The 25,681-nt window shown below is 70.7% G+C and carries 26 protein-coding genes; 14 read left to right on the plus strand and 12 right to left on the minus strand.

Translation table 11 applies throughout. The features are described 5' to 3' along the window. The first annotated feature begins 132 nt into the window (after nt 1-132). Nucleotides 133-1,500, plus strand: a complete 1,368-nt coding sequence (locus MILUP08_RS21680; protein WP_007461589.1) for an extracellular catalytic domain type 1 short-chain-length polyhydroxyalkanoate depolymerase — start codon at nt 133-135, stop codon at nt 1,498-1,500. Between the two features lie 170 nt (nt 1,501-1,670). Further along, entirely contained in the window at nt 1,671-2,378 is a 708-nt protein-coding gene (locus MILUP08_RS21685; RefSeq protein WP_007461590.1) for a SanA/YdcF family protein, read from the plus strand. A gap of 36 nt (nt 2,379-2,414) precedes the next feature. Here MILUP08_RS21685 and MILUP08_RS21690 read toward each other — a convergent pair whose 3' ends face one another. From MILUP08_RS21690 to MILUP08_RS21705, 4 genes are all read right to left on the minus strand, one after another. Then, on the minus strand, nt 2,415-3,395 hold the full coding sequence (locus MILUP08_RS21690) for a LacI family DNA-binding transcriptional regulator (protein ID WP_193376639.1): 981 nt from the start codon (nt 3,393-3,395) through the stop codon (nt 2,415-2,417). Between the two features lie 90 nt (nt 3,396-3,485). Continuing rightward, entirely contained in the window at nt 3,486-4,325 is an 840-nt protein-coding gene (locus MILUP08_RS21695) for a carbohydrate ABC transporter permease (RefSeq protein ID WP_007461592.1), read from the minus strand. Continuing rightward, nucleotides 4,322-5,320 (minus strand): carbohydrate ABC transporter permease, encoded by a 999-nt coding sequence (locus MILUP08_RS21700; RefSeq protein WP_007461593.1) that lies wholly within the window; start codon nt 5,318-5,320, stop codon nt 4,322-4,324. The genes MILUP08_RS21695 and MILUP08_RS21700 overlap by 4 nt, the downstream gene beginning before the upstream one ends. A 52-nt stretch (nt 5,321-5,372) precedes the next feature. Then, nucleotides 5,373-6,668 (minus strand): extracellular solute-binding protein, encoded by a 1,296-nt coding sequence (locus MILUP08_RS21705; RefSeq protein ID WP_007461594.1) that lies wholly within the window; start codon nt 6,666-6,668, stop codon nt 5,373-5,375. 248 nt (nt 6,669-6,916) lie between these two features. Between MILUP08_RS21705 and MILUP08_RS21710 the strand changes: the two genes are divergently transcribed. Further along, complete coding sequence (locus MILUP08_RS21710) at nt 6,917-8,542, plus strand: glycoside hydrolase family 43 protein (protein WP_007461595.1); 1,626 nt, start codon at nt 6,917-6,919, stop codon at nt 8,540-8,542. Nucleotides 8,543-8,575: 33 nt separating this feature from the next. On the opposite strand, the gene MILUP08_RS21715 is transcribed toward MILUP08_RS21710, so the two are convergent. After that, complete coding sequence (locus MILUP08_RS21715; protein ID WP_007461596.1) at nt 8,576-9,454, minus strand: dihydrodipicolinate synthase family protein; 879 nt, start codon at nt 9,452-9,454, stop codon at nt 8,576-8,578. A gap of 70 nt (nt 9,455-9,524) precedes the next feature. Between MILUP08_RS21715 and MILUP08_RS21720 the strand changes: the two genes are divergently transcribed. From MILUP08_RS21720 to MILUP08_RS21745, 6 genes are all read left to right on the plus strand, one after another. Further along, on the plus strand, nt 9,525-10,439 hold the full coding sequence (locus MILUP08_RS21720) for a LysR family transcriptional regulator (protein WP_007461597.1): 915 nt from the start codon (nt 9,525-9,527) through the stop codon (nt 10,437-10,439). 144 nt (nt 10,440-10,583) lie between these two features. Then, nucleotides 10,584-11,045: an RICIN domain-containing protein gene (locus MILUP08_RS21725; protein WP_007461598.1), complete on the plus strand. Its 462-nt coding sequence runs from the start codon at nt 10,584-10,586 to the stop codon at nt 11,043-11,045. Then, nucleotides 11,042-11,794 (plus strand): chitosanase, encoded by a 753-nt coding sequence (locus MILUP08_RS21730; RefSeq protein WP_007461599.1) that lies wholly within the window; start codon nt 11,042-11,044, stop codon nt 11,792-11,794. Before MILUP08_RS21725 ends, MILUP08_RS21730 begins: the two co-directional genes overlap by 4 nt. 130 nt (nt 11,795-11,924) lie before the next feature. Next, nucleotides 11,925-12,317 carry a MerR family transcriptional regulator gene (locus MILUP08_RS21735; protein ID WP_007461600.1) on the plus strand — a complete coding sequence of 131 codons (393 nt, stop codon included), beginning with the start codon at nt 11,925-11,927 and terminating at the stop codon, nt 12,315-12,317. Further along, nucleotides 12,287-12,634: a thioredoxin gene (gene trxA / locus MILUP08_RS21740; RefSeq protein WP_007461601.1), complete on the plus strand. Its 348-nt coding sequence runs from the start codon at nt 12,287-12,289 to the stop codon at nt 12,632-12,634. The genes MILUP08_RS21735 and trxA overlap by 31 nt, the downstream gene beginning before the upstream one ends. A 632-nt stretch (nt 12,635-13,266) precedes the next feature. Further along, nucleotides 13,267-14,517, plus strand: coding sequence for an HNH endonuclease signature motif containing protein (locus MILUP08_RS21745; RefSeq protein ID WP_007461603.1), 1,251 nt, complete (start codon nt 13,267-13,269; stop codon nt 14,515-14,517). 159 nt (nt 14,518-14,676) lie between these two features. On the opposite strand, the gene MILUP08_RS21750 is transcribed toward MILUP08_RS21745, so the two are convergent. Together MILUP08_RS21750 and MILUP08_RS21755 are read right to left on the minus strand one after the other, a co-directional pair. After that, the gene (locus MILUP08_RS21750) at nt 14,677-15,825 is read right to left on the minus strand and encodes an MFS transporter (protein WP_007461604.1); all 1,149 of its coding nucleotides are present in this window, start codon (nt 15,823-15,825) and stop codon (nt 14,677-14,679) included. A gap of 181 nt (nt 15,826-16,006) precedes the next feature. Further along, nucleotides 16,007-16,873: an aldo/keto reductase gene (locus MILUP08_RS21755; protein WP_007461605.1), complete on the minus strand. Its 867-nt coding sequence runs from the start codon at nt 16,871-16,873 to the stop codon at nt 16,007-16,009. Nucleotides 16,874-17,214: 341 nt separating this feature from the next. Here MILUP08_RS21755 and MILUP08_RS33915 point away from each other — a divergent pair, with 341 nt between their 5' ends. Beyond that, on the plus strand, nt 17,215-17,844 hold the full coding sequence (locus MILUP08_RS33915) for a hypothetical protein (protein WP_144056985.1): 630 nt from the start codon (nt 17,215-17,217) through the stop codon (nt 17,842-17,844). Between the two features lie 51 nt (nt 17,845-17,895). After that, complete coding sequence (locus MILUP08_RS21765; protein WP_007461607.1) at nt 17,896-19,788, plus strand: ABC transporter ATP-binding protein; 1,893 nt, start codon at nt 17,896-17,898, stop codon at nt 19,786-19,788. A gap of 84 nt (nt 19,789-19,872) precedes the next feature. Here MILUP08_RS21765 and MILUP08_RS21770 read toward each other — a convergent pair whose 3' ends face one another. Together MILUP08_RS21770 and MILUP08_RS21775 are read right to left on the minus strand one after the other, a co-directional pair. After that, nucleotides 19,873-20,391 (minus strand): PepSY domain-containing protein, encoded by a 519-nt coding sequence (locus MILUP08_RS21770; protein ID WP_007461608.1) that lies wholly within the window; start codon nt 20,389-20,391, stop codon nt 19,873-19,875. A 130-nt stretch (nt 20,392-20,521) separates the two neighbouring features. Then, nucleotides 20,522-20,971, minus strand: coding sequence for a GNAT family N-acetyltransferase (locus MILUP08_RS21775; protein ID WP_202805229.1), 450 nt, complete (start codon nt 20,969-20,971; stop codon nt 20,522-20,524). Nucleotides 20,972-21,071: 100 nt separating this feature from the next. Here MILUP08_RS21775 and MILUP08_RS21780 point away from each other — a divergent pair, with 100 nt between their 5' ends. Then, nucleotides 21,072-21,953 (plus strand): LysR substrate-binding domain-containing protein, encoded by an 882-nt coding sequence (locus MILUP08_RS21780; RefSeq protein WP_007461610.1) that lies wholly within the window; start codon nt 21,072-21,074, stop codon nt 21,951-21,953. 34 nt (nt 21,954-21,987) lie between these two features. On the opposite strand, the gene MILUP08_RS21785 is transcribed toward MILUP08_RS21780, so the two are convergent. The 3 genes from MILUP08_RS21785 to MILUP08_RS21795 are packed head-to-tail and all read right to left on the minus strand — an operon-like array spanning nt 21,988 to nt 24,540. After that, a complete protein-coding gene (locus tag MILUP08_RS21785; RefSeq protein ID WP_007461611.1) occupies nt 21,988-22,542 on the minus strand; it encodes a DUF5872 domain-containing protein in 555 nt (184 codons plus the stop codon). Between the two features lie 28 nt (nt 22,543-22,570). Beyond that, nucleotides 22,571-23,860, minus strand: coding sequence for a sensor histidine kinase (locus tag MILUP08_RS21790; RefSeq protein WP_007461612.1), 1,290 nt, complete (start codon nt 23,858-23,860; stop codon nt 22,571-22,573). Continuing rightward, the gene (locus MILUP08_RS21795; RefSeq protein WP_007461613.1) at nt 23,857-24,540 is read right to left on the minus strand and encodes a response regulator transcription factor; all 684 of its coding nucleotides are present in this window, start codon (nt 24,538-24,540) and stop codon (nt 23,857-23,859) included. Before MILUP08_RS21795 ends, MILUP08_RS21790 begins: the two co-directional genes overlap by 4 nt. A gap of 102 nt (nt 24,541-24,642) precedes the next feature. On the opposite strand from MILUP08_RS21795, the gene MILUP08_RS21800 reads away from it, so the two are divergent. Together MILUP08_RS21800 and MILUP08_RS35455 are read left to right on the plus strand one after the other, a co-directional pair. After that, nucleotides 24,643-25,101 carry a hypothetical protein gene (locus MILUP08_RS21800; protein WP_039906425.1) on the plus strand — a complete coding sequence of 153 codons (459 nt, stop codon included), beginning with the start codon at nt 24,643-24,645 and terminating at the stop codon, nt 25,099-25,101. A gap of 112 nt (nt 25,102-25,213) precedes the next feature. Further along, nucleotides 25,214-25,627 (plus strand): hypothetical protein, encoded by a 414-nt coding sequence (locus tag MILUP08_RS35455; protein ID WP_007461614.1) that lies wholly within the window; start codon nt 25,214-25,216, stop codon nt 25,625-25,627. Nucleotides 25,628-25,681 lie beyond the last annotated feature (54 nt).

Genomic DNA, 25,681 nt, shown 5'->3' on the forward strand with positions numbered 1-25,681 from the left:
GCGGGCGGACGTCGGAACGGGACCGGTCAGCAGCCGCAGGTGACGCGCGGCGGCGGTCGCGTGTCCGGGCCCTCCTCCCGCGCCGCACACCACCCCACCACCACCGCTGCACACACTGCGAAGGAACCGCCGATGAGAACAAGGCTCGCTCTGCTGGCCGCCGGGTTGGCGACGGCTCTGGCCACCATGACGGCAGTGGTCACGCTCGCCACCCCGGCGTCGGCCGCGACGCTCACCCAGGTGAGCAACTTCGGCACCAACCCGACGAACCTGCAGATGCACCTGTACGTGCCCGACCGGGTCGCGGCCCGCCCGGCGCTGCTCCTCGCACTGCACTACTGCACCGGCAGCGGCCCGGCCGTACACACCGGTTTCGGCCTCAGCTCCCTGGCCGACCGCTACGGCTTCATCGTGATCTACCCGTCGGTGACCCGCAGCAGCAAGTGCTGGGACGTCTCCTCCCCGCAGGCCCTGCGCCGCGACGGCGGCAGCGACCCTGTCGGCCTGAAGTCCATGCTCGACTACGTCCGCAGCCGCTACCCCGTTGACTCGACCCGCATCGCCGTGGGTGGCTTCTCCTCCGGCGCCATGATGACAAACGTCATGCTCGGTCTCTACCCGGACGTGTTCAGCGCCGGCTTCAGCTCCTCCGGAGTTCCGTTCGGCTGCTTCGCCACCACCAACGGCGCGGAATGGAACAGCGAATGCTCCGGCGGACGCATCACCAAGACCCCGCAGCAGTGGGGTGACCTGGTCCGCAACGCCTACCCCGGCTACACCGGCGCCCGCCCCCGCGTCCAGATCTGGCACGGCACCACGGACACCACGCTGAGCTACGTCAACTTCGGCGAGCAGATCAAACAGTGGACCAACGTGCTTGGCGTCTCCCAGACCCCCAGCTACACCGACTACCCCCAGACCAGCGCCACCCGCACCCGCTACGGAGGCACCGGTCCCACCCCGCCGGTCGAGGCGATCAGCTTCCAGGGCTACGGCCACTCGATCCCGTTCGACGCCGCCCAGGCCATCCGCTTCCTCGGCCTCGACACCACCACCAACCCCACCACGCCGCCGCCCACCACCGCGCCGCCGACCACCCCGCCGCCCGGCGGCACGGCGGCGCCGCTGCGCAACGTCAACGCCGGCCGGTGCCTGGACGTCCCGTCCCGGTCGCAGACGAACGGCACCCAGGTGGCGTTGTGGGACTGCAACGGCGGCACCAACCAGCAGTGGACGCCGACCGCCGGCAGGCAACTCCAGGTGTACGGCACCAAGTGCCTGGACGCCGAGGGGGCCGGGACGTCCTCCGGCACCCGGGTGATCATCTGGGACTGCAACGGTGGCACCAACCAGCAGTGGAACATCAACACCGACGGCACTGTCACCGGAATCCAGTCCGGCCTGTGCCTCGCACCGAACGCCTCCGGCACCGCCAACGGCAGCCCGGTGGTCCTCTCGACCTGCAACGGCACGGCCAGCCAGAGGTGGACCAGAAGCTGACGCGGTAACTCGATCGGCGCTGCGGCCCGGCCCGGAATCCTTCCCGAGCCGGGCCGCAGCGTCGGCCGCGACCATGCCGCTCGCCTGGGTCCTCAACACCTCTCCGGAGGAGCACGACCTCGACTGAACCCGGGCCGGTCGGCACACCGCATTCCGCATACTCTCGCGGGATGCGGGGACGATTCGGCACTGTCAGACGCTGGTACGGGGAGCATCGGCGGTTCGTCCGTCGTACCTCATTGGCTCTGGTCGTGGGTGCGGTGTTGCTGGCCGGCGGCACGGTCGCCAGCGTGGCCTGGGTCCGCGGCGCCGCGGACGGCCACGTGTACGACGAGGCCGACGTTCCGGCGGCGCCGGTCGCGCTGGTGCTCGGCACCCAGGTGGACGCCGACGGCACGCCGTCGCCCTTTCTCGCGGCCCGCCTGGAGATCGCGCGACGGCTCTACGAGCGGGGCAGGGTGGCCGCGATCCTCGTGTCCGGCGACAACATGAACGCCGACTACAACGAGCCTGCGGCGATGCTGCGGTGGCTGGTCGACCGGGGTGTGCCGGCGCGGAAGGTGGTGCTGGACTACGCGGGCTTCGACACGTACGACTCCTGCGCGCGGGCGCAGCGGATCTTCGGGGTGACGCGCGCGACTGTCGTGACCCAGTCGTTTCATCTCCCCCGCGCCGTGGCGCTGTGCCGGCGTCTCGGCATCGACGCCAACGGTGTGGGCGACGAGACCGCGAGACGGTACGCGCCGACGTGGCGGATCAGCGCCACCCGGGAGAACGGCGCCTGCCTGAAGGCGGCACTGGACGTGCTCTCCGGCCGGGACCCGGCCCACCTGGGCCGCCGCGAGACCGGGGTCGACGACGCACTCCGCGACGCCTGACGTCAGCACCGAGCCCAGTCGCGCCCACCGCGCCGATCACCGGGGTGGTGTGGCGCTGTCGCGGACGACGAGTTCGGTGGCCAGCTCGATGCGCGGGCTCTCGGTCTTCTCGCCCCCGGCGAGCCGCAGCACGGTCCGGGCGGCCAGCATGCCCATCTCGGCCAGTGGCTGGCGGACAGTGGTCAGCGGCGGGGAGCACCAGCGGACCTCCGGCAGGTCGTCGAAGCCGACCACGCTGATGTCGTCGGGCACCCGCAGGCCGCGTTTGCGGACGGCCTCGTAGACGCCGAGCGCCATCTGGTCACTGGAGGCGAAGATGGCGGTGGGTGGGTCGGGCAGGGCCAGGAGTTGCGTACCCGAGGTGAAGCCGGCCTCGTGGTAGAAGTTGCCGGGTCGGATGAGGGCGTCGTCGACGGCGATGCCGGCGGCGCCGAGCGCCGCGCGGTAGCCGTCCATCCGGGCCCGGCTGCACATCAGGTGTGGTGGCCCGGCGATGAAGCCGATGCGGCGGTGGCCGAGGCCGAGCAGGTACTGGTTGGCGCTCAGGCTGCCTGCCCAGTTGGTCGCGCCGATGGTGGGCGACTCCTGCGGGTCGACACCGGCGGGGTCGATGATGACCACCGGCAGGTGCAGCCGCCGCAACTCCGCCTGCAGGGGTGGGTTCACCATCGAGGTCACGAAGATGACGCCCTCGGTGGATCGGGTGCGCATGTTGTCCAGCCACTGCTTGGCCGAGGAGATGCGCCAGTGGATGGCGGAGACGACGGTGCCGACGCCGTTGGCACGGGCGACGTCCTCCACCCCGCGGATGATCTCCACAGCCCAGGGGCTGTCCAGGTCGTTGAAGACCAGGTCGATGAGTGCGGCCTCGGTCCGCCGGGCCTGGGTGCGGCGGCGGTACCCGTGGTGGTTGAGCAGCCGCTCGACGCGCTCCCGGGTCTCGGGAGCGACGTCGGAGCGACCGTTGATGACCCGGGAGACCGTGGGCACTGACACACCGGCCAGTCGCGCGATCATCGCGATGGTGACGTTTCGGCCGTTGTCGGAGCCCACGGTCCGCTCCTTCGTCTGACGGGACGCAACAGGTGAGTCGGCGATCCGGTGTCGTCACCCCTTGACGCTGCCGGTCAGACCGCCGATGAGTTGGCGTTCGGCCACGGCGTAGAAGCCCAGGGCGGGAATCATGGACAGGACGACGTAGGCGAGTACCCGTGCGGTGTCGTCGGCGTACTGGCCCTGGAAGGCCTGGACCCCGACGGGCAGGGTCCACCAACTCTGGTCGCTGAAGACGACGAGCGGGAGCATGAAGTTGTTCCAGCTCGTCACGACGGCCAGCACCGAGACGGTGGCCAGGGCGGGACGGGCCATCGGCAGCAGGACCCGCCAGAAGAACCCGAAGGAGCTGCATCCGTCGAGGACGGCGGCCTCCTCCACCTCGGCGGGGATGGTCCGGAAGAACTGGCGCAGGATGATGATGGTGATCGGCAGCCCGAACGCGGCCTGGGGCAGGATGACACCGAGTGGGTTGTCCAGCAGGCCCATGCTGCGGAGCAGGACGAACAGCGGCAGGATGGCCACCGCGAACGGGAACATCAGACCGATCGCGAACAGGGTGACCAGGAACTCGCGGCCCCGGAAGGCGTAGCGGGCGAAGACGAACGCCGCCATCGCCGCCGCGCCGACCACGATGACGGTGCTGCTGACCGCGATGAGCAGACTGTTGCCGAGCTGTCGCCAGAACACCCCGGAGGCGAAGAGGTCGGTGTAGTTCTGCGGCACCCACGGGTCGGGTAGGCCCAGCGGGTTCGTCGACAGTTGGCCGTTGTCCTTGAAGCCGCCGATCACGCCGAACCAGACCGGCACGACGATGAGCGCGCCGACGCCGATGCAGATCAGGTGCAAAACGAGGCTGCGGGTCCGCTGGGCGCGACTTCTCGTGGCGGTCATCGCTGGCCTCCCTGGTTGGTGATCGCGCCCGCGGTGTCCCGACGCAGGACGATGCGCTGGTAGAACAGGGCGAAGACGAGGCTCAGCAGGAACATGACGATGCTGATCGCGCTGGCGTAGCCGACCTCGAAGCGGCGGAAGCCGTACTGGTACATCGTGACGGCCATCGTCTCCGAGGTGTGGATCGGGCCACCGCCGGTCAGCACCCAGACCATGTCGAACAGTTGGATGGTGCCGATGACCGACAGGAAGATGCTGATGCGGATCGTCGGGCCGAGCAGGGGCAGGGTGACGTGCCGGAACGCCTGCCAGGCGCTGGCGCCGTCGGTGACCGCGGCCTCGGACAGCTCCTTCGGGATGCCCTGACGGGCGGCCAGGAAGAGCATCATGTAGAGGCCGAAGTACTTCCAGGACACCACCAGGAAGACGGCGAACAGCACGGTGTCCGGGTCGGCGAAGACGGCGCCCGCGTCGGCGCCCAACCACCGGGAGACCGACTCGCCCAGGCCCCGGTTGGGCGAGAAGACCAGGGTGAACAGGACGGCCGTGGTGACCTCGGAGAGCACGTACGGGGCGAAGAAGATCAGCCGGTACGCGGCCCGGCCGCGCAGCGGCTGGTTGAGGAGCATGGCCAGGGCCAGCGCGGCGGGCAACTGCACGGCAAGCGACAGCAGCACGAGCACGAGGCCGCGCCACAGGTCACCCCGGAACGTCGGATCGCCGAAGGCGCGGGTGTAGTTGTCCAACCCGACGAAGTTCTCCGGCAGCCCGAAGCCGTTCCACTTGTAGAGGCTTGCGTAGCCGGCCACCAGGATGGGCGCGACCACCAGCAGCAGGAACAGCGCCAGGGCGGGCGCCAGGAAGACGGCGAGGACGCCACCCCGCCCCGGCCGGGGCTGGCGGCCACGCTGACGCGTGGTGCCCGGCCCCGGTGCCGGCGGATCGGTCGCCGTGTCGCCGCGCCTCGTGTCCGACACGGTCGATGGCCTGGTCATGCCTGCTCCACTCGGGTTCTATCGCCGGCTAGGGATGGATACGGGGACACGGTCAGACGGTCTTCGCCACCTGCGTGATGTCCTTGAGGATCGCCGCGGGCGCCTTCTTGCCGGCGATGATCTCAGCGACACTGTCGTTGATCTGCTGGCCGAGCGCGGGCGCGTACGCCTGGTCAAGGTAGAGCTGGAAGCCGGTGTTCTTGGCCAGGGTCTCCGCGACGACCTTGTTGTTGGGGTCGCTGATGGCGTCGGTGGCTTCCTTCACCGTGGGCAGCACCGCGCCGGTCTTCGCGGACCGGCGCTGGTTGTCGACGCTGAGCAGGAACTTCAGGAAGTCGATGGTGGCGGCCGGCGCGTCCTTGCCGACGGCGAAGCCGTTGCCACCGCCGAAGACCTCGGTGGCGGTGCCCTTGCCACCGTCCACGGCCGGGAACGGGAAGAAGCCCAGCTTGTCGCCGATGCCCTTCTTGCTGGTGGAGCTGGACCCCTGCACCGCAGGCGCCCACTGACCCATCAGCTCCATGGCCGCCTTGCCGTTGCCCATGGTGGCGGCCTGCCCGTCGGGTGAGCCGTACTCGGCGCCGAGGAAGCCCTTCTGGAAGGGCTGCAGGTCGACGAGTTCCTTGAGGCGCTCACCGGCGGCGGCGAGTTCGGGGGTGTCGAAGTTCTTGTCGTCGACTGCCTTCTGCAGAGCGCCGACGCCGCCGATGCGCATGGCCAGGTAGGACCAGTAGAAGTGGGCCGGCCACTTGTCCTTGCCGGCAATGGCGACCGGTGTGATGCCGGCGGTCTTGAGCTTGCCGACCGCTTGGAGCAGACCCGCCCAGGTGGTGGGCGGCTCGGTGATGCCGGCTTGGGTGAAGAGGTCCTTGTTGTACCAGAACCCGACCATGCCGATGTCGAACGGGATGCCGTAGATCTTGCCGTCGATCGTGTACGGCTGCATGGCGGCCGGCAGGATCCCGCCGACCAGGTCCTTCAGGTCGTCGGTGAGGTCCTTGACCAGGCCCGCGTCGACCTGCTGCTTGAGCACGCCGCCGCCCCACGACTGGAAGAGGTCCGGCGGGTCACCGGCCTGCGTGGCGGTTGTCAGCTTGGCCTTGAACGCCTCGTTCTCCAGCGGCTGGATGGTGAACGTGACGTTGCTGTGCGCCGTCTTGTACTCGTTGGCCATCGCGGCCCAGACCGGCAGCATCGGCTCGGTGTTCTGGATGTGCCACCAGTTGATGGTCTGCGGGGCGTTCGGGTCGCTGGACTTCTCGTCGCCGCTGCACGCGCTGAGCAGGTAGGCGCCGGCGCCGGCGCCGGCGAGGCCGAGCAGCGATCGGCGGGAAAGGTGCGCTGTCATGATCCATCCCTTCGGGGACTCACGGGGTGCTCGGACGCCGGCCGAGCCGGCAAGGGTTCGAACCTGGATCTCCGGAACTTTCATTGCTTCGTCGGTATTACCGATCGATGGCCGGGACGCTACGAGCAGTTCCCCCAGCGGTCAAGACCCCTGTCCTATCGCGATAAGACCGGCTACCGTACGAGGGGCTTCCAGTGATCTGGTCCCGCAAGTTTCCGGAAGTTTCATAGCCGCACAGAGGAGCCCCCGTGTCGACCGACACCGCTGACGTGGCGACCGCTGCCTGGTCGATCCGCAACCCCGTCCTCGCCGGGTTCCACCCGGATCCGTCGATCCTGCGCGTCGGCGACGACTTCTACCTGGCCACCTCGACGTTCGAGTGGTATCCGGGGGTACGCGTGCACCACTCGCGCGACCTCGTCAACTGGCGTCCCCTCGGCGGGATCATCACCGACCGCCGCCTGCTCGACCTGCGCGGCTGCGGCGACTCCAACGGTGTGTGGGCGCCCGACCTGACGTACCACGACGGGGAGTTCCACCTCGTCTACAGCGACGTGGCCAGCTTCGCCAGCGGCTACTGGGATCCGCAGAACTTCCTGATCACCGCGCCCGACATCGCCGGTCCCTGGTCGGATCCGGTGAAACTGCACGGGCGCGGCTTCGACGCCGCCCTGTTCCACGACGACGACGGCACCAGCTGGCTGCTGAGCATGAGCGCCGACTGGCGGCCCGGCCGGGACCGTTTCGGCGGCATCGAGATCCAGCAGTACGACCGTGCGGCGCGTCGGCTCGTCGGCCGGCCGCGCATCCTGTTCACCGGCACGCCGGTCGGGGTCACCGAGGGCCCGCACCTGTACCGCCACGACGGCTGGTACTGGCTCATCACCGCCGAGGGCGGCACGAGCTGGGAGCACCAGGTCACCGTGGCACGCTCGCGGGAGCTGTTCGGCCCGTACGAGGTGGACCCGGACGGGCCGCTGCTCACCTCCGTGGGTCGGCCGGACCTGCGGTTGCAGAAGGCCGGTCACGGCAGCCTGGTCCAGACCCCGGACGGCGGGTGGTACCTGGCCCACCTGGTCGGCCGCCCGTACTCACCGCTTGGCAACTGCGTGCTGGGCCGGGAGACCGCGATCCAGCGGGTCGAGTGGCCGTCGGGTGGTTGGCCCCGGATTCCCGGTGGGGTGCCCGCCGAGGAGGTCGCCGCTCCCGACCTGGCTCCGCATCCGTGGCCGGACGAGCCCGCCACCGACGACTTCGACGCCGCCGAGCTGGCCTCCTGCTGGTCGACGCTGCGTCGGCCGGCCACCGCGGACTGGGTCGACCTGCGGTCGCGCCCCTCGCACCTGCGGGTCCACGGTGGGCAGTCGCCGGTGGGTCGCCAGGCTCCGAGCCTTGTCGCGCGACGTGTCGGGGCGACGCACTGCTCGCTGGAGACCGTGGTCGAGTTCGACCCGGTCGACCACCGTCAGCTCGCCGGGATCACCGCGTACTACAACACCCTCAACTGGCATCACCTCTACCTGACCCGAGCCGACGACGGGCGTACGGTGCTGGAGCTGCTCAGCTCCGACAACGGGCGGCGCACCCCGTACCCCGATCTGACAGTCGATGCGAGCGGTGTCGACCGGGTCGGTCTGCGGGCGGTGTTCGACGGGCCCGTGGTGCGCTTCGACTACGACCTCGGCGCGGGTTGGCAGCGGCTGCCTGTCGACCTGGACGCGACCATCCTGTCCGACGAGCACGCCGCCCTGATCATCGACGGGGAGCCGGCGGCGTGGGGCTTCACCGGGGCGTTCGTCGGCCTCTGGGTGCAGGATCTCGGCGGCGACGGCGTGTACGCCGACTTCGACCGGGCCACCTACCAGGAGCACTGACCACGCGGACGCGGCCCGGCGGGCGCCGCCCGGTCACCTCGACGCGCTCGTCAGCTCGTCCAGGTGCCGGAGCGCCCGCCGCGCGGCGTCCGGACCGGCGGGCACCAGCGGCAGCCGTACGGCGGCCGTCGGGATCCGACCCCGCGCGTGGAGCACCGACTTGATCACGGTCGGGTTGGGCTCGGCGAACAGCGCCGTCGCCAGGCCCGCGAGCCGATGGCCGAGCGACCGCCCACGGACGACGTCGCCCGCGTGCCAGTGCGCGACCAGCTGGACGAAGTCCGCGGGGGCGACCTGGGCCGAGGCCGCGATGGCGCCGTGCGCGCCGAGGGCGAGCAGCGGGGAGATGAGCGGGTCCTCGCCACCGAGGACGGCGAAGCCGGGCCGGATGTCGGCGAGGAAGTCGACGGTGTCCCCGTCGATGCCCCCGCTGGCGTACTTGACGCCGATGACGCCGGGCAGGCCGGCGAGCTGCCGGAGATCGCTGGCGCAGAGCTGCTGCCCGGTGCGGTACGGGACGTGGTAGACGACGAGCGGCACCGGACTGACCTGGGCGAGGTGGGTGAAGTAGGCGAGCACTCCCGCCGCGCCGGGCCGGAGGAACGGGGGCACCAGGCAGAGCGCCGCCGTCACCTCGGGCCGGTCGGCCAGGGCGCGTAGCGCCTCGACGCTGTTCGCGCCGACGAGCAGGTGCGCGCGACGCGCGCGGCAGACCGCGGCCAGGGCGTCGAGCACCCCGCCGCGCTCCTCGTCACTGAGTGCGGCCGGCTCCCCCGTCGTGCCGAGCGCGACCAGACCGGCCGCGCCGGCATCCAGGGCATCGGTCGCGAGGGCCGTCAGCGCGTCGGTGGCGACGCGCCCCGCCAGGTCGAACGGCGTGATCAGCGGTACGTACAGGCCGGTCAGGGTCATGCCTCCACTCTCGGCCGACCAACCAGCAAGGTCCAGTTCCGATTGCTCAACCAATACGTAAGCTGAGCTGATGCTTGACGTTCGCCGTCTGATCCTGTTGCGGGATCTGGCCCACCTCGGCACCATCGCCGCGGTCGCCCAGGCGCACGCCTACACGCCGTCCGCCGTCTCGCAGCAACTGGCGGCCCTGCAACGGGAGGCGGGCACCCGGTTGCTGGAGCGCACCGGACGCCGCGTCGGCCTCACGTCGACCGCCACCGCGCTCGTGCAGCACACCGAGGTCATCCTCGCCGCGCTGGAAGCCGCCGACGCGACGGTGGCGGCCGCCCGGACCGGGCTGCGCGGCCGCGTACGCATCGGGGCCTTTCCCAGCGCCGTACGCACACTGCTGCCGGCCGCCCTGGTCGGCCTGGCCCGCGACCATCCCGCGCTGGACCTCATGATCAGTGAGCTGGACCCGGTCGGCATGCCCGCCGCCCTGCGGAGCCGCCGGCTCGACGTCGCGCTGCTGCACGACTACGACATCGCGCCGACCCCACCCGACCCGGCGTTGGACTCGACAGCGCTGCTGGAGGAGACCGTCTTCCTCGCCGTGCCGAGCGACGCCGCAATCGGAAACATCGCGGCCGGCCACGCCAGCCCCGATCCGATCAGCGGAGCGCGCGACGCGCAGTGGATCATCGGCAGCCCGGGCACGCTCTGCCACTCGGTGGCCCTGCATGCCTGCCAGCTGGCGGGCTTCACTCCGGCGGTACGGCATCACGCCGACGACTTCACCGCCATGCTCGCCCTCGTCGCCGCCGGTCAGGGCGTCGCTCTCATTCCACAGCTCGCCATCGCGCAGCCCTCCCCGCAGGTTCGGCTGCTGCCGCTGGCCATGCGCCGCCGCACGCGCGTCGCCTACCGCAGGGGCGCGGGCGGTCATCCCGCGGTGGTCGCGTGCGTCGCCGCGCTGCGCGACGCCACCACCGCCTTCCTCGATTGACGCTGATCGTCGCCGCTGGACGGTTGATCGACGTACCGCTATCTGTTAATACTGTTTCCTGATGCTCGCGGTGCCCGCCGGGGCCGATCGCCGCGCCGGGCGCCGACCGGCCGGCGGCACGCCGCCCCTTCCCCGAGGAACACCATGGTGCGCAAGAGAACAGCCGCCTACGTCGTGGGCACCCTGCTGATCGGCGTCGCGGCGGTCGGCTACGGCCTGCCGTCGGCAAGCGCCGCGACCGCCGGGCCGATCACCGGCCTCGGCGGCAAGTGCATCGACGTCGCCGGCGCCAACCCGGCCAACGGCACGGCGGTGCAGCTCTACGACTGCAACGGCAGCGCGGCCCAGACGTGGACGGTCGGCAACACCGACAACTCGATCCGCGCGCTCGGCAAGTGCCTCGACGTCACCGCCGCGTCGACAGCCAACGGCGCCAAGGTCCAGCTGTACGACTGCAACAACACCGGTGCCCAGAAGTGGACGGCCAGCAGTGGCGCCCTGGTCAACACCGCCTCGGGCAAGTGCCTCGACGTGACCGACCGGAGCACCGCCAACGGCGCGCGGTTGCAGATCTGGACCTGCGGCGGCACCACCAACCAGCGGTGACGCTTCCCGGCGGCGGCACCACCCCCACGCCGACCGCCACCGCCCCGGCCGGCGCCAACCTCGACGACCCGGCGAAGAAGGACGTCGCCATGCAGCTCGTCTCGGCGGCCGAGAACTCCTCGCTGGACTGGCGCGCGCAGTTCTCCTACATCGAGGACATCGGCGACGGTCGGGGCTACACCGCCGGCATCATCGGCTTCTGCTCCGGCACCGGCGACATGCTCGAACTGGTCGAGGCGTACACGAGCAGCAAGCCGGGCAACGTGCTGGCCGGATACCTGCCGGCGCTGCGCAACGTCAACGGCACCGCGTCGCACGCCGGCCTCGACCCCAACTTCCCCCGCGACTGGCGGACCGCCGCCAACGACTCGGTCTTCCGGGCCGCGCAGGAGGCCGAGCGGGACCGGGTGTACTTCAACCCGTCGGTCCGCGACGGCAAGAACGACGGGGTCCGGGCGCTCGGCCAGTTCGCCTACTACGACGCGGCGGTCATGCACGGGTACGAGGGCATGCGCCAGATCCGCAGCCGCGCCCTCGCCCGCGCGAAGCCGCCGGCCCAGGGCGGCGACGAGCGGACCTGGCTCAACGCGTTCCTCGACGAGCGGGTCATCGAGATGCGCAAGGAGGAGGCCCACTCGGACACGTCCCGCGTCGACACCGCCCAGCGGGTGTTCCTCAACAACGGCAACTTCAACCTGAACACGCCGCTGACGTTCGCCGTCTACGGTCAGCAGTTCCGCATCGGCTGACCCCCTCCGACACGCACCGACGCTCAGGGCGCCGCCTCGCGGCGCCCTGAGCCGTGCGGCGTTCGCGACCTTGCCTTGACGCTGACGACAAGGTTTAGCCTGGTCGCGACGGGCTGGTCGAGGAGGTCTGATGCTGATCGGCGAGTTGGCGGAACGGGCCGGCACGAGCACCCGGACGCTGCGCTACTACGAGGCCCACGGGTTGGTACGCCCGCGGCGCTCGGCCAACGGCTACCGCGTCTACGACGAGGCCGAACTGCGGGTCGTCCGGGAGATCCGGGCGCTGCTCGACGTCGGCTTCGGCCTCGACGACGTCCGTCCGTTCGTCGCCTGCCTGCGGGCGGGCAACGCGTCCGGCGATGTCTGCCCGGATTCCGTGCTCGTGCTGCGGCGCAAGCTCGCCGAGGTCGACGACTACCTCGATCGGCTCACCGCGGTCCGTCAGCAGTTGCGCACCCAGCTCACCCACGCCATCGCGCACCGGGAGGAAACATGCCCCAGGAAACGACAGTCCGCCCCCTGACCACCGTCACCGACGCCACGTTCGCCGAGCTGGTGCTGACCGGCGACCGGCCCGTCGTGGTCGACTTCTGGGCGGAGTGGTGCCCACCCTGCAAGATGATCGAGAAGAGCCTCGTCGAGCTGGCACAGGAGTTCGGCGACCGGATGGTCATCGCCAAACTCAACTCCGACGAGAACCCGCAGACCACGCGGCGCTACCAGGTCATGTCCCTGCCGACGCTGCTGGTGTTCCGTCGGGGCGAGGTCGTCGGCTCGATCGTCGGGTCCCGGCCGAAGCTGCACCTGCGGCAGAGCCTGACCCTGCACGCCGGCCTGTGACCGTCACCAGTCCTCGCCGGGCGGATGGTGGAGGCGATCGTCTCCGCTCTGTCTGACAGCGGCGTCGTGACGCGCGAATGACCCGACCCCTGCTGCTGCTCGACATCGACGTGTCCTCAACCCGTACGGCAGTCCTCAACCACCGGCCGGCTACACCGAGCACCGCCTGTTCCCCGGAGAGGAACCCGTCCGTGTCAACCCCGTACACGGCACCTGGATCACCGAAGCGAGTGCCGTCCTGGACATCGCCTGAGCCACAAGCTGGAACGATGAAGCAAACCAGCTCCTCGCTCCGCTTCTGCACATCACTCCCCTGCCGGTGGTCACCATGCCGCGCACACCGTTCCACCCCAGCGAGAAAATCCCACTCATTGCCGCCTACGCGCAGCAACGGCCCACAGCATGGATTGACGACCTCCACACGCCCGAAGCCCACATCTGGGCTGCGAGGCGCACAAGCCCCACTTTGCTGACCACCACCGACCCGGCGATCGGTCTCACCCGCGATTCCATCGACCACGTCATCGCCTGGGCCACGCCCTTCAACAACCCTCAGGAACCTCTCGGCTCCGCCTCATAGCGATCGATCATTGCCACTGAAAGTTGTCGTACACCTGTCCTAGTCTCTGGTTATGGTGGAGGAGTTGGCGCAGGCAGACGACGCGGTCGCTGCCTGCGTTGACGACGCCGTCTGGGCTCTTGGCGACGATGAGCTGATCGCGGCGCTCGATGCCGCGCATCGCCTGGAGCAGCGTCTCGCCGCTGTCACGCTCGCCCTGGTCCGTGAGATCGACGGTCGAGGCACCGCCCGGGCACAGGGCGCGTCCAGCACAGCGGTCTGGCTGCGCGAGCGACTGCGCCTCACCGTTCCCGCTGCCCGCCGGCTCGTCGACCTCGCCGCCGCGCTGGACACCGGCAACCCCGGGATACGACAAGCGTTGGCCGATGGGCATATCACCCTCGACCAGGCCCGGGTCATCGCCGACACCATCACCACCGTGCACACGTCGGCCGGCGCCCAGGCCGCCGACAAGGCCGTCGGTGTGCTGGTCGACTGGGCCGGGCAGTTCGATCCCATGCTGCTGCGCAAGCTCGGCACCCGCATCCTCGACCACGTCGCCCCCGACATCGCCGACGCCGCCGCGGCGGCGGCTCTGGAAGCCGAGGCGGCCCGGGCGACCCGCGACCGGCACCTCACCGTCTCCGAGCAGACCGATGGTCGGCTGCGGCTCACCGGCACCCTCGACGTGGAAGCTGCCGCGCTGCTGCGCGCCGCCATCGACCCCCTCAGCGCACCCGCCGGCCCCGACGACCAGCGCTGCGCCGGGCAGCGCCGCCACGACGCCCTCGCCGACGTGTGCCGCCTCGCCCTGCGCACTGGTGAGCTGCCCGACAGCGGCGGCGACCCCGCCCAGATCGTCGTCACCACCAGCTACGACACGCTGACCCGGCAACTGGGCGATGGGGCGCTCGACATCGGCCTGCACCTCACGCCGGAAACGGTGCGCCGACTCGCGTGCGACGCCGCGATCCTGCCCGCCGTACTCGGCGGCACCGGCCAACCACTCGACCTCGGCCGACAACGCCGTCTCGTCACCGGCCCACTACGCCGCGCCCTCGTGCTCCGCGACCGCGGCTGCGCCTTCCCCGGCTGCGACCGCCCACCCCGCTGGTGCGACGCCCACCACATCCACCACTGGGCCGACGGCGGCCCCACCAACCTCAACAACGCCGTCCTACTCTGCGGCCACCACCACCGACACATCCACCACAACGACTGGACCCTCCGACTCGGCGACGACAACCACCCCGAATTCATACCGCCCGCCTGGCTCGACCCCGACCAACTCCCCCGCCGCAACCACTACCACCGACGGACATAGACACGACCAGCAGAGAGCAATCACTCCTGTCCGGGTGACGAGGCATGCCCTCGGGACGACTCCACGAGTGGCCGATCGCGCCGATGCCCGACATCAGGCCCTTCTGCGCCGCCGTCGACGGGCGCCACCCGCGCTGCTGCCGTCCACGATCGCTGGTTTCTAGACGGCCTCCGCCGAGTGCGGACGCGTTCGCTCGCCCCACCGGACGACCGCCGGGGCGGCGAGCCCGACCGCGACGAAGATGCCGCCCATCAGCAGCCATCCGGGGGCACCCCAGGCGATGCAGAGCAGGCCCAGTAGGGAGGGTGCGGCGACGTTGGCCAGGCCCGTGCCGAGCCCGGAGATTCCCGTGTACTGCCCCTGCGCGTGCGCAGGTGCGAACCGGAACTGCAACTCGAGTGAGCCCGCTGCGTGCCACAGCTCCCCGACGGTGTGCGCGGCGACCCCCAGCGTCATCACCGTAACGGCGAGCCAGCCGGGCATCGCCGCCGTGGCGGCGATCAGGGCCATCCCGATCAGGAACGCCACCCCGGAGCGGCGCATGGCCCGACCGGCCGCTGGACTGGTGTCGATCCCCCGGCTCGCTCTGACCTGGAGTGACGCCACGAGGGCGGTGTTGACCAGCACGGCCACTCCGACGAACCAGCGCGGCGCGTGGGTCTGCGAGACGATCCACACCGGCAGCGCGAAGACCAGCACCTGGCCCTGAATTCCCAGGATGGCGTCCAGCGCGGTGACTGCCAGATAGGGCTTGTCCTTCAGTGCGATCCAGCGCCCGGTCATCTGGGGCACTGGAATGGGCGGCAACGAGGGCAGCCGAGTGATGATCGCGGCGCATGCCAGGAAACTGATGGCGTTGCCGACGACCAGGGCCAGGTAGGCCGCGCGGGTGTCCAGTTGCACCGCGGCGCCGGCGGCGAGGGCGCCACAACATCCGGCGAGGTTGGCGATCGAACGCAGATAGGCCCGGTACCGGGCCAGGTGCGTTCCGCCGAAGCCCCGCACCAGTGGACCGCGAGACGCCCCGCCGGCTGAGTGGGCGAGTTGGGTCAGGCAGACCAGGACGACGAACAGCCAGAATGTGTGCACGAAGGCCAATGCGGCCATGGTGGCGGCACGGATGATCAGAGTCAGCAGATAGATCTCGCGCGGCCCCCGCCGATCGGCGAGATGCCCCACCGGGATCCCGGCGAGCATCCCGACGAACGCTGCGATGCCCATGCCCAGAGCGACCTGCGCAAGGGGAAGCCCGACGGATCGGGTGAAGAAGAGCACGGCGCTGGCCATGAAGATGCCGCTTCCGAGCATGTTGACGAAGGTCGCGAAGGCCAGGACGCGCCGAGGGCCAGGATCGGGGATGAGTCCTCGGGCGACGAGCCATGAGCTGTCGGGCGGCGGAATGGGAATGGGCGTTTTCGCTGCCTGCACAGGGACGGACCTTCCGTCGGAGGGTCGTGGGCTCGCGGCAGGGCCGCATCCTGCCGGGCCGCTACTCGAGGCTGGCCAAATCGTCCGGCGACAGGACCAGCGCCCCGGCGGCCAGGTTCTCGGCCAGGTGATCGGGGTTGCCGGTACCGGGGATGGCCAGCAGGTGCGGGCCGCGGCTGAGGGTCCACGCGATACGCACCTGCGCCGGCGTCGCGCCGTGCGTACGCGCGACGGCCTGCACTGCCGCGTTGGCGGCAACGCCGCCGGCCTCACGTCCGTCGCCAGCGATCGCGAAGAACGGCACGAACGCGACACCCTGGTCGCCGCAGGTACGCACGAACTGGTCGTGCATGCGTCGGGTGTCGACACCGTACGTGTTCTGCACGCAGACCACCGGGGCGATCGCCCGCGCCTTTGCGAGGTGCTGTGGGCGAATGTTGGACAGGCCGAGATGCCGGATGAGACCGGCGTCGCGCAGCTCGGCGAGCGCGCCGAAGTGCTCCGCGACCGAGTCCAGTCCGTGCTGGCGCAGGTTCACGACATCCAGATGGTCGCGGCCGAGCTGGCGCAGGTTCTCCTCGACCTGCCCGCGCAGCTGGTCCGGCCGGGCCAACGGCAGCCATTCCCCCGCGGGGTCGCGGCCCGGCCCGACCTTGGTGGTGATGACCAGGTCATCGGCGTACGGCGACAGCGCACTATTGATCAACTCGTTGGCCGACCGCAGCGGCGAGAAGTAGAACGCCGCCGTGTCGATGTGGTTCACGCCGAGCTCGACCGCCCGGCGCAGCACGCCGACAGCCCGCGCGCGGTCGCTCGCCGCGCTGCCGTTGCCCGTCAGGCGCATCGCGCCGAATCCGACCCGGTTGACGGTCAGGTCGCCGAGGGCCCAGGTGCCAGCGGAACTCGCACTGATCATGTTCGTGGGCATTGGGCGAACTTAGCCACCGCCGCTGACCTGCGCAGTCGGTCGTCTGCCCGATACCGATAGCGCAGAATCGTTGTTAAGTTATCTATCGTGGGAAGCGCTCCGCCGGCAGTGCAGTGACAGCCCAAATTTCCCCTCGGTCCTGGTGCCCCTACCGTCCACGTCTGACGGATCCGCCTCCGAAGGCACGGTCGCCGTCGCTCAGCGCGGCCCGATCAGCACGGTCGCGGCCTCGCCCTCCTGTCCACTGTCGCTCAGCGCTCGGGGCGGGTCTTGTGGCAGCGGGGCGTTGAGATATCTTTCGCGCGAAATGGAGACGGGGACGGGACTCAATGACGCGCATGATGCCGGTTGGCCCAACCATCGTCGGCGCGCTGACGTCGGCGATCCTGTTGTTCACGACCGGGTGTTCGGGGCAGTCCGACACTCCCGCGCCGGCAGCGGCCATGCAGTCGTCGGCCCCCGCTGCGGCGATGCGCATCGAGAAGCCGGCCAAGCTCCTGGGCACCTGGACCGAGTCCGTGGATCGGGTCATCCGCGGCCAAGCTGAGCAGACCATGGGCAACTTCAAGAAGCTGCTCGCCGCTGGGCCCACCAGCGCTACGGGCACCGCCTACGTCCGGGCCGAAGAGGTGTACTCCCGTGAGCGCGGGCTGCACATTCCCAGCGATGACCAGCGTGTCATCCTGATCAGCGCCGTGTCCGGCACGATCACCGACCCGACCGCGACACTGGACAAGATCTTCGCCGGGCTGCCGAAGGTCACCGACGTGGGGTCGGTCGTGCCGGGCCCGCTGGGCGGGGTAGCCGGCTGCGGCACCGGTCAGGCCGGGACGGGCATCCCGGTCGACGTCTGCGTGTGGAGTGATCAGCACACCATCGGCATGGTGACCTTCATGAATTTCGCGAAGACCGATGACCCGCGAAGCGTGTTCGGTCAGATCCGCGCCGAGCTGGAACGCCCCGCGCGGTGACTTGACCTCAAGCTCGGGTGAGGTCCTAACCTCCGGTATCGGAGGTAAGGCATGAGCATGGAATTTACCGCGTGGACGTCTCTGCACCACGCGATGAACGCGAAGGAAGAACGACCACTGTCCCGTGTCACCCTGAAGCGCATCGTGGAGTTCGCGCGGCCGCACCGGGCCCTGATCGTCAGGTTCCTGCTGTTGAGTGTGGTGACGGCGGTCCTCACGGTGGCGGCCCCGGTCCTCGCCGGACGGGTGGTGGAGGCGATCGTCGACGGCGCCGACAGCGGCGTCGTTCTCCGGTTGGCGGTGCTGATCGCGGTGATCGCCCTGGCCGAAGCCGGCCTGGGTCTGGTGACGCGGTTCCTGTCCGCCAGCATCGGTGAGGGGCTCATCGTCCAACTGCGGACGGCCGTCTTCGACCACGTCCAGCGCATGCCGGTGGCGTTCTTCACCAGGACGCGCACCGGTGCGCTTGTCAGCCGACTCAACAACGACGTGATCGGCGCGCAGCGGGCCTTCAGCGACACCCTGTCCGGGGTGGTCGGCAACGCCGTCACCCTGGCGCTGACGCTGGCGGTGATGCTCAGCTTCTCGTGGCAGATCACGGTGCTGGTGCTCGTGCTGCTGCCTATCTTCGTCCTCCCGGCACGCCGGATGGGTTCGAAGCTCGCCCAGTTGCAGCGTGAGGCCGCCGAGCACAACGCCGCCATGAGCACACGGATGACCGAACGTTTCTCCGCGCCCGGCGCGACCCTGGTCAAGCTGTACGGGCGGCCGGCCGAGGAGTCGGCGGAGTTCGCGGCGCGGGCGCGCCGGGTACGGGACATCGGCATCCGGGCCGCCATGCTCCAGTGGGTCTTCATCACCGCGCTCACCGTCGTCGGCTCGCTGGCACTGGCCCTGGTCTACGGGCTGGGCGGCCTCTACGCCCTCCGGGGCAGCCTCGACGCCGGGACCGTGGTTGCCCTCGCGCTGCTGCTGTCGCGCCTCTACGCGCCGTTGACCTCGTTGGCCAGCGCTCGGGTGGAGGTGATGAGCGCGCTGGTGAGCTTCGAGAGGGTGTTCGAGATCCTCGACATCACGCCGCTGATCCTCGACCGGCCCGACGCGCGCCCGCTTCCCGACGGGCCGGTCGCGGTGGAGTTCGACGGAGTGCGGTTCGGCTACCCGTCAGCGGACAAGGTGTCGCTCGCGTCCCTGGAGGACGTGGTGAAGCTCGATGCCCGCGGCGGCGAGGAGGTGCTGCACGGGGTGTCATTCCGCGCCGAGGCGGGCCAGATGGTCGCCCTCGTCGGCTCCTCCGGGGCGGGCAAGTCGACTATCGCGCAGCTCGTCCCCCGCCTCTACGACGTCGAGGACGGCGCGGTGAAGCTCGCCGACGTCGACGTACGTGACCTGTCCGCCGAGTCCATCCGGACGGCGCTGGGCGTGGTCACCCAGGACGGGCACCTCTTCCACGAGAGCATCCGCGCCAACCTGGCGTTCGCCCAGCCGGACGCCACGGAGGACGAGATGTGGGAGGTGCTCCGGCGAGCCCGCCTCGACGACCTGATCCGCTCACTCCCCGACGGGCTCGACACCGTCGTCGGTGAACGCGGGTACCGGCTGTCGGGCGGGGAACGGCAACGGCTCACCATCGCCCGGTTGTTGCTGGCCCGTCCGCGCGTGGTCATCCTCGACGAGGCCACCGCGCACCTCGACTCCACCTCCGAGGCTGCGGTCCAGGAGGCCCTCGCCGAAGCCCTGACCGGCCGGACAAGTGTGGTCATCGCGCACCGGCTCTCCACCATCCGTGCGGCGGACCAGATTCTGGTCGTCGAGGACGGCCGCATTGTCGAGCGTGGGCGACACGGCGACCTGCTCGCCGCCGGTGGCCGGTATCAGGAGTTGTACCGCACCCAGTTCGACCAGGCCGAGCCGACGGTGCAGCAGCAACGGGTCGCCATCTGAGGCGACCCCACCGGGCGCCTGCTCCACGACGCGAGCCGCCGCCCGCCCCGGGGAATCCCCGTGACGGGCGGCGGCAGCGAACGGTCAGTCGTCGTCGTTGTCGTCGTCGTTGTCGTCGGCGTCGTTCTTGTCATCGGCGTCGACCGGCTCCTGCTCGGCCTTCACCACCGAACCGTTGTCCCGGTCGACGTCCACCTCGTGCTCGGTGTCGCCGGCGATGACCTCGACGCTCCATACCGGCCGGCCGTTCTCCTGCTCGGCCTCGACCTCGACGATCTGGCCGCCACCGGCCCGGGCGAGCGCGATCTCACCGGCGCGCTTCTCGTCGACGGCGCTGCCCGCCGGCGCGGTGCCCGCCGACGACGAGCCACTCGACGGCGTACCCGATGGGGTTTCGGCCGTCGGCGTGCCGGTGGCGCCCGGCGCGGCGGTGGTGGCGCTGTCGTCCGGCGCGTCCGTGCCCGTCGGGGCGACGGTCGCCGCGGCGAGCGCCGTGTCGCCGGTCCGCGTGTCGTTCGCGGCGGCGACGCCCAGCGCGACCCCGGCCACCGCCAGCACCGCCGAGCCGCCGACCGTCGCCAGAAGCAGATTGGTGCGCTTCATCGTGGTGTCCACCTTTCCTCGGTTGTCGACTCCGAGGATCGGCTGAACGGGGATAGCGCCGCGCTGTCCGAACGCTAAGGCCGGGTTAAGCCCGTGCCGAGCCCCTCAACTCCGCGTCGACCGGACGTGGTCAGAGCGCCATCTTCATGAAGACGTCGGCGCGGGCGTACGGCGGCAGCGGGATCTGTTCCGGACTGACGTGCTGGAAGCCTGCAGTTTCGTAGAGGTGCACGGCGTTGGCGAGCTTGGTGTTGCTGCCCAGGAACAGGGTGGTCGCGCCGAGTTGGCGGGCGCGCGCGATCGCCGCCTCGATGAGCTGACGGCCGAGACCCCTGCCGCGCGCCGACGGGAGCACCGTCATCTTCGACAGTTCGAAGACGTCGTCCGAGCTGCGGACCAGGGCGACACAGCCGATGATCTCCCCGCCGTCGCGGACGATCAGCACGTCGCCACCCGGGTCGACGATGGCGGCGAACGGGTCGTTGAGCGTCTTGCGATCCGACTCCTCGATGGTGAAGAAGTGCGAGATCCATTCCTCGTTCAGCGTCCGGAAGGCCTCGGCCTCCGCTGCGGTCGTCATGGACGTGATGGTCAGCGTGCTCGGCTTCATGGTGGAATTCTCCGGCCACCGCCATTCGAACGTCCAATATCTTGTTCAGGGTCATCCGTATCCTTGAGATATGGAACCCGAGTTGCGCCACCTGCGCTACTTCGTCGCGGTCGCCGAGGAGCTCCACTTCGGTCGGGCCGCGGTGCGGCTGCGGATGGCCCAGCCGCCGCTGTCGCAGCAGATCCGCCAACTCGAGGCGATGATCGGCACGCCGCTGTTCGTGCGTACCTCCCGGTCGGTGGCGCTGACACCCGCGGGCGAGGCGTACCTGGACCGGTGCCGGCGGGTGCTGGCCACCGTGGCCGACGACGTGCACGAGGCGGGCCGGATCGGGCGCGGGGAGCAGGGGCGCTTCGACATCGGTTTCGTCAGTTCGGCGATCCAGCTCGGGCTGGCGGGGCCGATCCGTCGATTCCGCGAGCGCCATCCAGCGGTCCACCTACGCCTGCACGAGGCGTACACGGCACACATCGTCGACCGGTTGCTGAACGGCGAGGTCGATCTCGGGGTGGTCCGGGACGCGGACGACCACGACGATCTGGTCGGTACGACGTTCGCCACCGAGTCCTTCGTCGCCGTCCTGCCAGCCGATCATCCGCACGCGGGAGACCTCGCGATCGACGCCGCCGTGCTGCGGGACGACCCGTTCGTCTTCTTCCCTCGCGTGGCCGGCGAGCGGGCCTACCAGCGCAATCTCCGGCCGTGCCTGGAAGCCGGCTACACACCGAAGATCGTCCAGGATGCCACCAGTTGGGCCACGGTGGCGCACCTGGTCGCGGCCGGCCTCGGGGTGACGATCGCCCCGGCGAGCATCTCCGCCGTGGTGCCCGCCTCGGTGGGAGTAGTGCCGTTGACCGGCACCGAGGCCGCCACCGAGGTGCAGATCCTGCGCCGCCGACAGGACGACCGGATCACCTCGACGGGCTTCGAGGCCGCAGGCCGGGCTTCCTGAGCTGCCCGGTGCGCCACCAGCCGTACCGGCACGGTCAACCGCGCCGGTTGAGTTCCGCTTCGAGCCGCTGGACGAGCGTCTTGCGGTCCTTGCCGGCATGCTCGTTGCGCAGGGCGGTCCTGAGCTGCCGCGTGTCGAGGCCACGGACCATCTTGGCGGCCTCGGCGACCGACATCTCCGACATCCGGCCGGCCGTGGTGGCGTCTCGACGCGCCTTCTTCGCCGGCCCGGTGTTGGCGACGAACTGCTTGCCGGTTCGGCTGGCCGCGCGCTTCTTGGTGTCGGTCGCGCGCTTCTGGCTCTCCGACATCTCGTCCCAGGCCTTCTTGGGCAGGTAACGACTCGTCGTGCCGCCCTTGCGCGCACGTGTGTCGCCCTCTTTGGTCTGCCACTGCTCGTTGCCCCAGCGCTGGAGCGACTTCTGCCGCTCGTCCTTTTCGCCCAGGAATCCCCCGCCGCGCTTCTTGTACTCCTGGGTGACCAGTTGTGACTTGCGTGCCGACCACTGTCCCGGCCGACCGCCCTTGTCGGACGCCTTGATCTCTTCCTTGATCTGCTCTCTGAGCTCGGGTTTCGTATACCGCGCCATGGGTGGCAGCTACCCGGCACCGCAGCGGTCATGCCTCCCGCAGCGACGTCGGCGGACCGAGCCGGAGCAGCACCTGCGCCCCGCCCTCCGGCCCGGAGCGCAGCTCCAGCCGACCACCGCCGGCCTGCGCGGCGCGGCGGGCGATGTCCAGGCCGAGCCCTGTCGACCCGGCCGCGCTGGCACCCCGTCGGACCGCGCCCGACGGCATGCCCGGCCCCTCGTCGGCGACGGTGAGCAGCACCTCCCCGTCGTCGCGCGCGAGCCGGACGGTGAAGGGCGTGCCGTCGGGGGTGTGCGCGAAGACGTTGCCGAGCAGGGCGTCCACGGCGGCCGCCAGGTCGTCGGCGGGCACCCCGACGGAGATCGGGCCGGGGGCCAGGTCGAGGTGGACGGCCCGACCGGTGTCCTCGGCCAGCACCGACCAGAACGCGACCCGGTCCGCGACGATCGCCGCGGCGTCCGACGCGGCAGTGCCTGGCGTCGGCCCGCGACGCCAGCGGGCCTGCTGGATCAGGCCGGTGACCGCCCGTTCGAGCCCGTCGGCGGCGGCGGCGATCCGGGCCGCGTCGTCCGGGTCGCGCAGCGACTCCGCCTCCAGCCGCAGCGCCGTCAACGGTGTCCGCAGTCGGTGTGACAGGTCGGCGACCTGCTCGCGCTCCTGCGCCAGGAGAACCTGGATCCGACCGGCCAGGTGGTTGAGCGCACCGGCCACCTCGCGCAGCTCCGCCGGGCCCGCGGGCGTGACCCGGGCATCCAGCTCGGCGTTCGCCAGGCGGTGCGACACGGCGGAGAGGTCGCCGATCGGCCGGACCAGCGTACGCGCCAGCCGGTCGGCGACCGCCAACCCGATCAGCACCAGCACCACACCCAGCAGCGCCAGCACCAGCCAGGCCCGGGTCACCCCGGCGGTCAACTCCTGCCGTGGCACCACGATCCGGATCACGCCGGTGCCGTCGGCCCGGCCCTGCACCGCGATGACCACCTCCCGGCCGGCCGCGGACTCCCCGGTGAGGCTCTGCCCGCGCACGGCCAGGGCCACCGCCGGCGTACGGGGCGCCTGGGCGCCGAGCACCGTGCCATCGGGCAGGAAGACGCTCACCTGTCGACCGGACTCCGCGGCGAGCTGCTCGACGGTGAGCCGGATGGTCGGCGCGTCGGCGGTGCCGACCACCGGCACGAGACTCTGCGCGTCGGCGGTGGCCCGCACGGTGGCCCGGTCCTGGGCGACGGTCCGGACGAGCAACGCCAGCGGCACCAGGAAGGCGATGAGTGTGAGGACGCTTACCGCCGCGACGAGCAGCGCGAGCCGTGCCCTCACGGCGCCTCCAGCCGGACGCCGACGCCGCGCACCGTGTGCAGGTAGCGGGGCTGCTGGGCACTCTCCCCCAGCTTGCGGCGCAGCCACGACAGGTGCACGTCGACCGTCTTGTCGGCGCCGCCGTACGGGATCTGCCAGACCTCGGTCAGCAGCTCGCGTTTGGTCACCACCTGGCCGGGCCGGCCGGCCAGGTGGTGCAGCAGGTCGAACTCGCGCGGCGTCAGCTCGACAGGCGTGCCGTCCAGGGTGACCTGCCGGGACCGGCTGTCGACCCGCAGCCCGCCGACGACGAGGGCCGGGTCCTGCGCGTCGGCGCCGGCGGGGCCCCGCCGCAGCACCGCTCGGGCACGGGCGTCGAGCTGCGCGGCGGTGAACGGCTTGACCACGTAGTCGTCGGCGCCCGCGTCGAGGACCCGGACGATCTCGGCCTCGTCGTCGCGGGCGGTGGCCACGATGACCGGCACCGAGCTGACCGCGCGGAGCATCCGCAGCAGCTCGCGTCCGTCCAGGTCGGGCAGGCCCAGGTCGAGCACGACGAGGTCGGGCCGATCCTCCAGGGCGTCGCGCAGCCCGCCCATCGCGGTCGAGGCCGCGGCCACCGCGTGGCCGCGTTCCCGCAGGGCACGGATCAGCGGGGTACGGATGGTCAGGTCGTCCTCGATGAGCAGCAGGCGGGCCACACCCGGCAGGCTAACGGCTCCCGCCGGCAGCGACGCGCGCGTTAACCATGCCTTAGCCTCCGGATGTGCGAGCGACAAGGACCGATCGGGGATAGTCGTGTCATGGGCCGTCGTTCGCTTCTCGTCGCCGTCGGGTGGGTGGCCACGGTCGCCGTGGCGACCCTGATCGGTTTGGGCGCGATCCGGTTGGTGGGCGAGAGCCTCACCGGCACACCGGGTGGAGTGCGCAGCGAGGCCGAGATCGAACGGGCGCTCGCCGCGCCGGAACCGACGTCCGCCGCCCCGACAGCCGCCGCGCCGGCCGGCACGGCGAGCGCCGCACCCAGCCTCGATGCCGGCGTCCGCCGCAGTTTCGCCACCGACGGCGGCACGGCCGTGGCCGAGTGCGGTCCCGCTGGCGTACGCCTCGTCTCCTGGGCGCCCGCGCAGGGCTACCGGGTGCGCGACGTGGACCGGGGCCCGGACGACGACGTCGAGGTCAAGTTCGAGGGCTCGGGCGGCAGGCACGAGTTGAAGGTCCGTTGCATCGGCGCGGAGCCGGTCGCAGTCACCGACGACTGACGTCGCAACAGCTCGCAGCGCCTCCCTCCGGTTGAGCAGCGACTTGCCGGCCAGGACGAGCAGGTCGTACTGGGTCGGCATCAGGACCTGAAGATCGTTTAAGCTCCCTGCCGTGATCCGCACCCTCGTTGTCGCCTCGCTGCTGCTGCTGACCGGCTGCTCCCCCGCCGAAGCGCCCTCCCCCGCCCCCAGCTCCACCACGCCCTCGGACAAGGCGGCCGCCGCCGCGTGCACGCGCGTGGTCCGCAGCATCGAGGCGAAGGATTCCCCCATCGGGGACGTGACCACCGCAATGGCCTCCATCGACTCGACCGATCCCGCCGTCCGGGAGGCGGGTCAGCGGCTGGGATCGGCGGCCAAGGAAGCCGGCGACCTCTGGGTGAAGAACGACCCCACTGTGGACACGGGACCCGCCAACCAACGCCTGGCCGACGCCCGACAGGGAATGCTCACGGCGTGCACCAACCTGTTCGGGGAGTATCCGTGGCCGTTCACCCGGAAGCCCGCACCGACGCCCAGCAGGTGAGTGACGGACGTGGCCGGCACGGGTGCCCGTGCCGGCCACGTCAGCGGCGGTGGT

This window comes from Micromonospora lupini str. Lupac 08 (assembly GCF_000297395.2).
In the GTDB taxonomy this organism is placed as follows: domain Bacteria; phylum Actinomycetota; class Actinomycetes; order Mycobacteriales; family Micromonosporaceae; genus Micromonospora; species Micromonospora lupini.

What these genes read in the sequence shown, in the direction of transcription:
- MILUP08_RS21775 (WP_202805229.1), bottom strand. Translation starts at nt 20,971, where the DNA reads ATGACGACCGCAGCGGAGGCCGAGGCCTTCCGGACGCTGAACGAGGAA.
- MILUP08_RS21780 (WP_007461610.1), top strand. Translation starts at nt 21,072, where the DNA reads ATGGAACCCGAGTTGCGCCACCTGCGCTACTTCGTCGCGGTCGCCGAG.
- MILUP08_RS33915 (WP_144056985.1), top strand. Translation starts at nt 17,215, where the DNA reads ATGCCGGTTGGCCCAACCATCGTCGGCGCGCTGACGTCGGCGATCCTG.
- MILUP08_RS21715 (WP_007461596.1), bottom strand. Translation starts at nt 9,454, where the DNA reads ATGACCCTGACCGGCCTGTACGTACCGCTGATCACGCCGTTCGACCTG.
- trxA (WP_007461601.1), top strand. Translation starts at nt 12,287, where the DNA reads ATGCCCCAGGAAACGACAGTCCGCCCCCTGACCACCGTCACCGACGCC.
- MILUP08_RS21680 (WP_007461589.1), top strand. Translation starts at nt 133, where the DNA reads ATGAGAACAAGGCTCGCTCTGCTGGCCGCCGGGTTGGCGACGGCTCTG.
- MILUP08_RS21700 (WP_007461593.1), bottom strand. Translation starts at nt 5,320, where the DNA reads ATGACCAGGCCATCGACCGTGTCGGACACGAGGCGCGGCGACACGGCG.
- MILUP08_RS21750 (WP_007461604.1), bottom strand. Translation starts at nt 15,825, where the DNA reads ATGCTCGGAAGCGGCATCTTCATGGCCAGCGCCGTGCTCTTCTTCACC.
- MILUP08_RS21765 (WP_007461607.1), top strand. Translation starts at nt 17,896, where the DNA reads ATGAGCATGGAATTTACCGCGTGGACGTCTCTGCACCACGCGATGAAC.
- MILUP08_RS21745 (WP_007461603.1), top strand. Translation starts at nt 13,267, where the DNA reads ATGGTGGAGGAGTTGGCGCAGGCAGACGACGCGGTCGCTGCCTGCGTT.
- MILUP08_RS21685 (WP_007461590.1), top strand. Translation starts at nt 1,671, where the DNA reads ATGCGGGGACGATTCGGCACTGTCAGACGCTGGTACGGGGAGCATCGG.
- MILUP08_RS21695 (WP_007461592.1), bottom strand. Translation starts at nt 4,325, where the DNA reads ATGACCGCCACGAGAAGTCGCGCCCAGCGGACCCGCAGCCTCGTTTTG.
- MILUP08_RS21705 (WP_007461594.1), bottom strand. Translation starts at nt 6,668, where the DNA reads ATGACAGCGCACCTTTCCCGCCGATCGCTGCTCGGCCTCGCCGGCGCC.
- MILUP08_RS21735 (WP_007461600.1), top strand. Translation starts at nt 11,925, where the DNA reads ATGCTGATCGGCGAGTTGGCGGAACGGGCCGGCACGAGCACCCGGACG.
- MILUP08_RS21720 (WP_007461597.1), top strand. Translation starts at nt 9,525, where the DNA reads ATGCTTGACGTTCGCCGTCTGATCCTGTTGCGGGATCTGGCCCACCTC.
- MILUP08_RS21800 (WP_039906425.1), top strand. Translation starts at nt 24,643, where the DNA reads ATGGGCCGTCGTTCGCTTCTCGTCGCCGTCGGGTGGGTGGCCACGGTC.
- MILUP08_RS21690 (WP_193376639.1), bottom strand. Translation starts at nt 3,395, where the DNA reads ATGATCGCGCGACTGGCCGGTGTGTCAGTGCCCACGGTCTCCCGGGTC.
- MILUP08_RS21785 (WP_007461611.1), bottom strand. Translation starts at nt 22,542, where the DNA reads ATGGCGCGGTATACGAAACCCGAGCTCAGAGAGCAGATCAAGGAAGAG.
- MILUP08_RS21725 (WP_007461598.1), top strand. Translation starts at nt 10,584, where the DNA reads ATGGTGCGCAAGAGAACAGCCGCCTACGTCGTGGGCACCCTGCTGATC.
- MILUP08_RS21755 (WP_007461605.1), bottom strand. Translation starts at nt 16,873, where the DNA reads ATGCCCACGAACATGATCAGTGCGAGTTCCGCTGGCACCTGGGCCCTC.
- MILUP08_RS21770 (WP_007461608.1), bottom strand. Translation starts at nt 20,391, where the DNA reads ATGAAGCGCACCAATCTGCTTCTGGCGACGGTCGGCGGCTCGGCGGTG.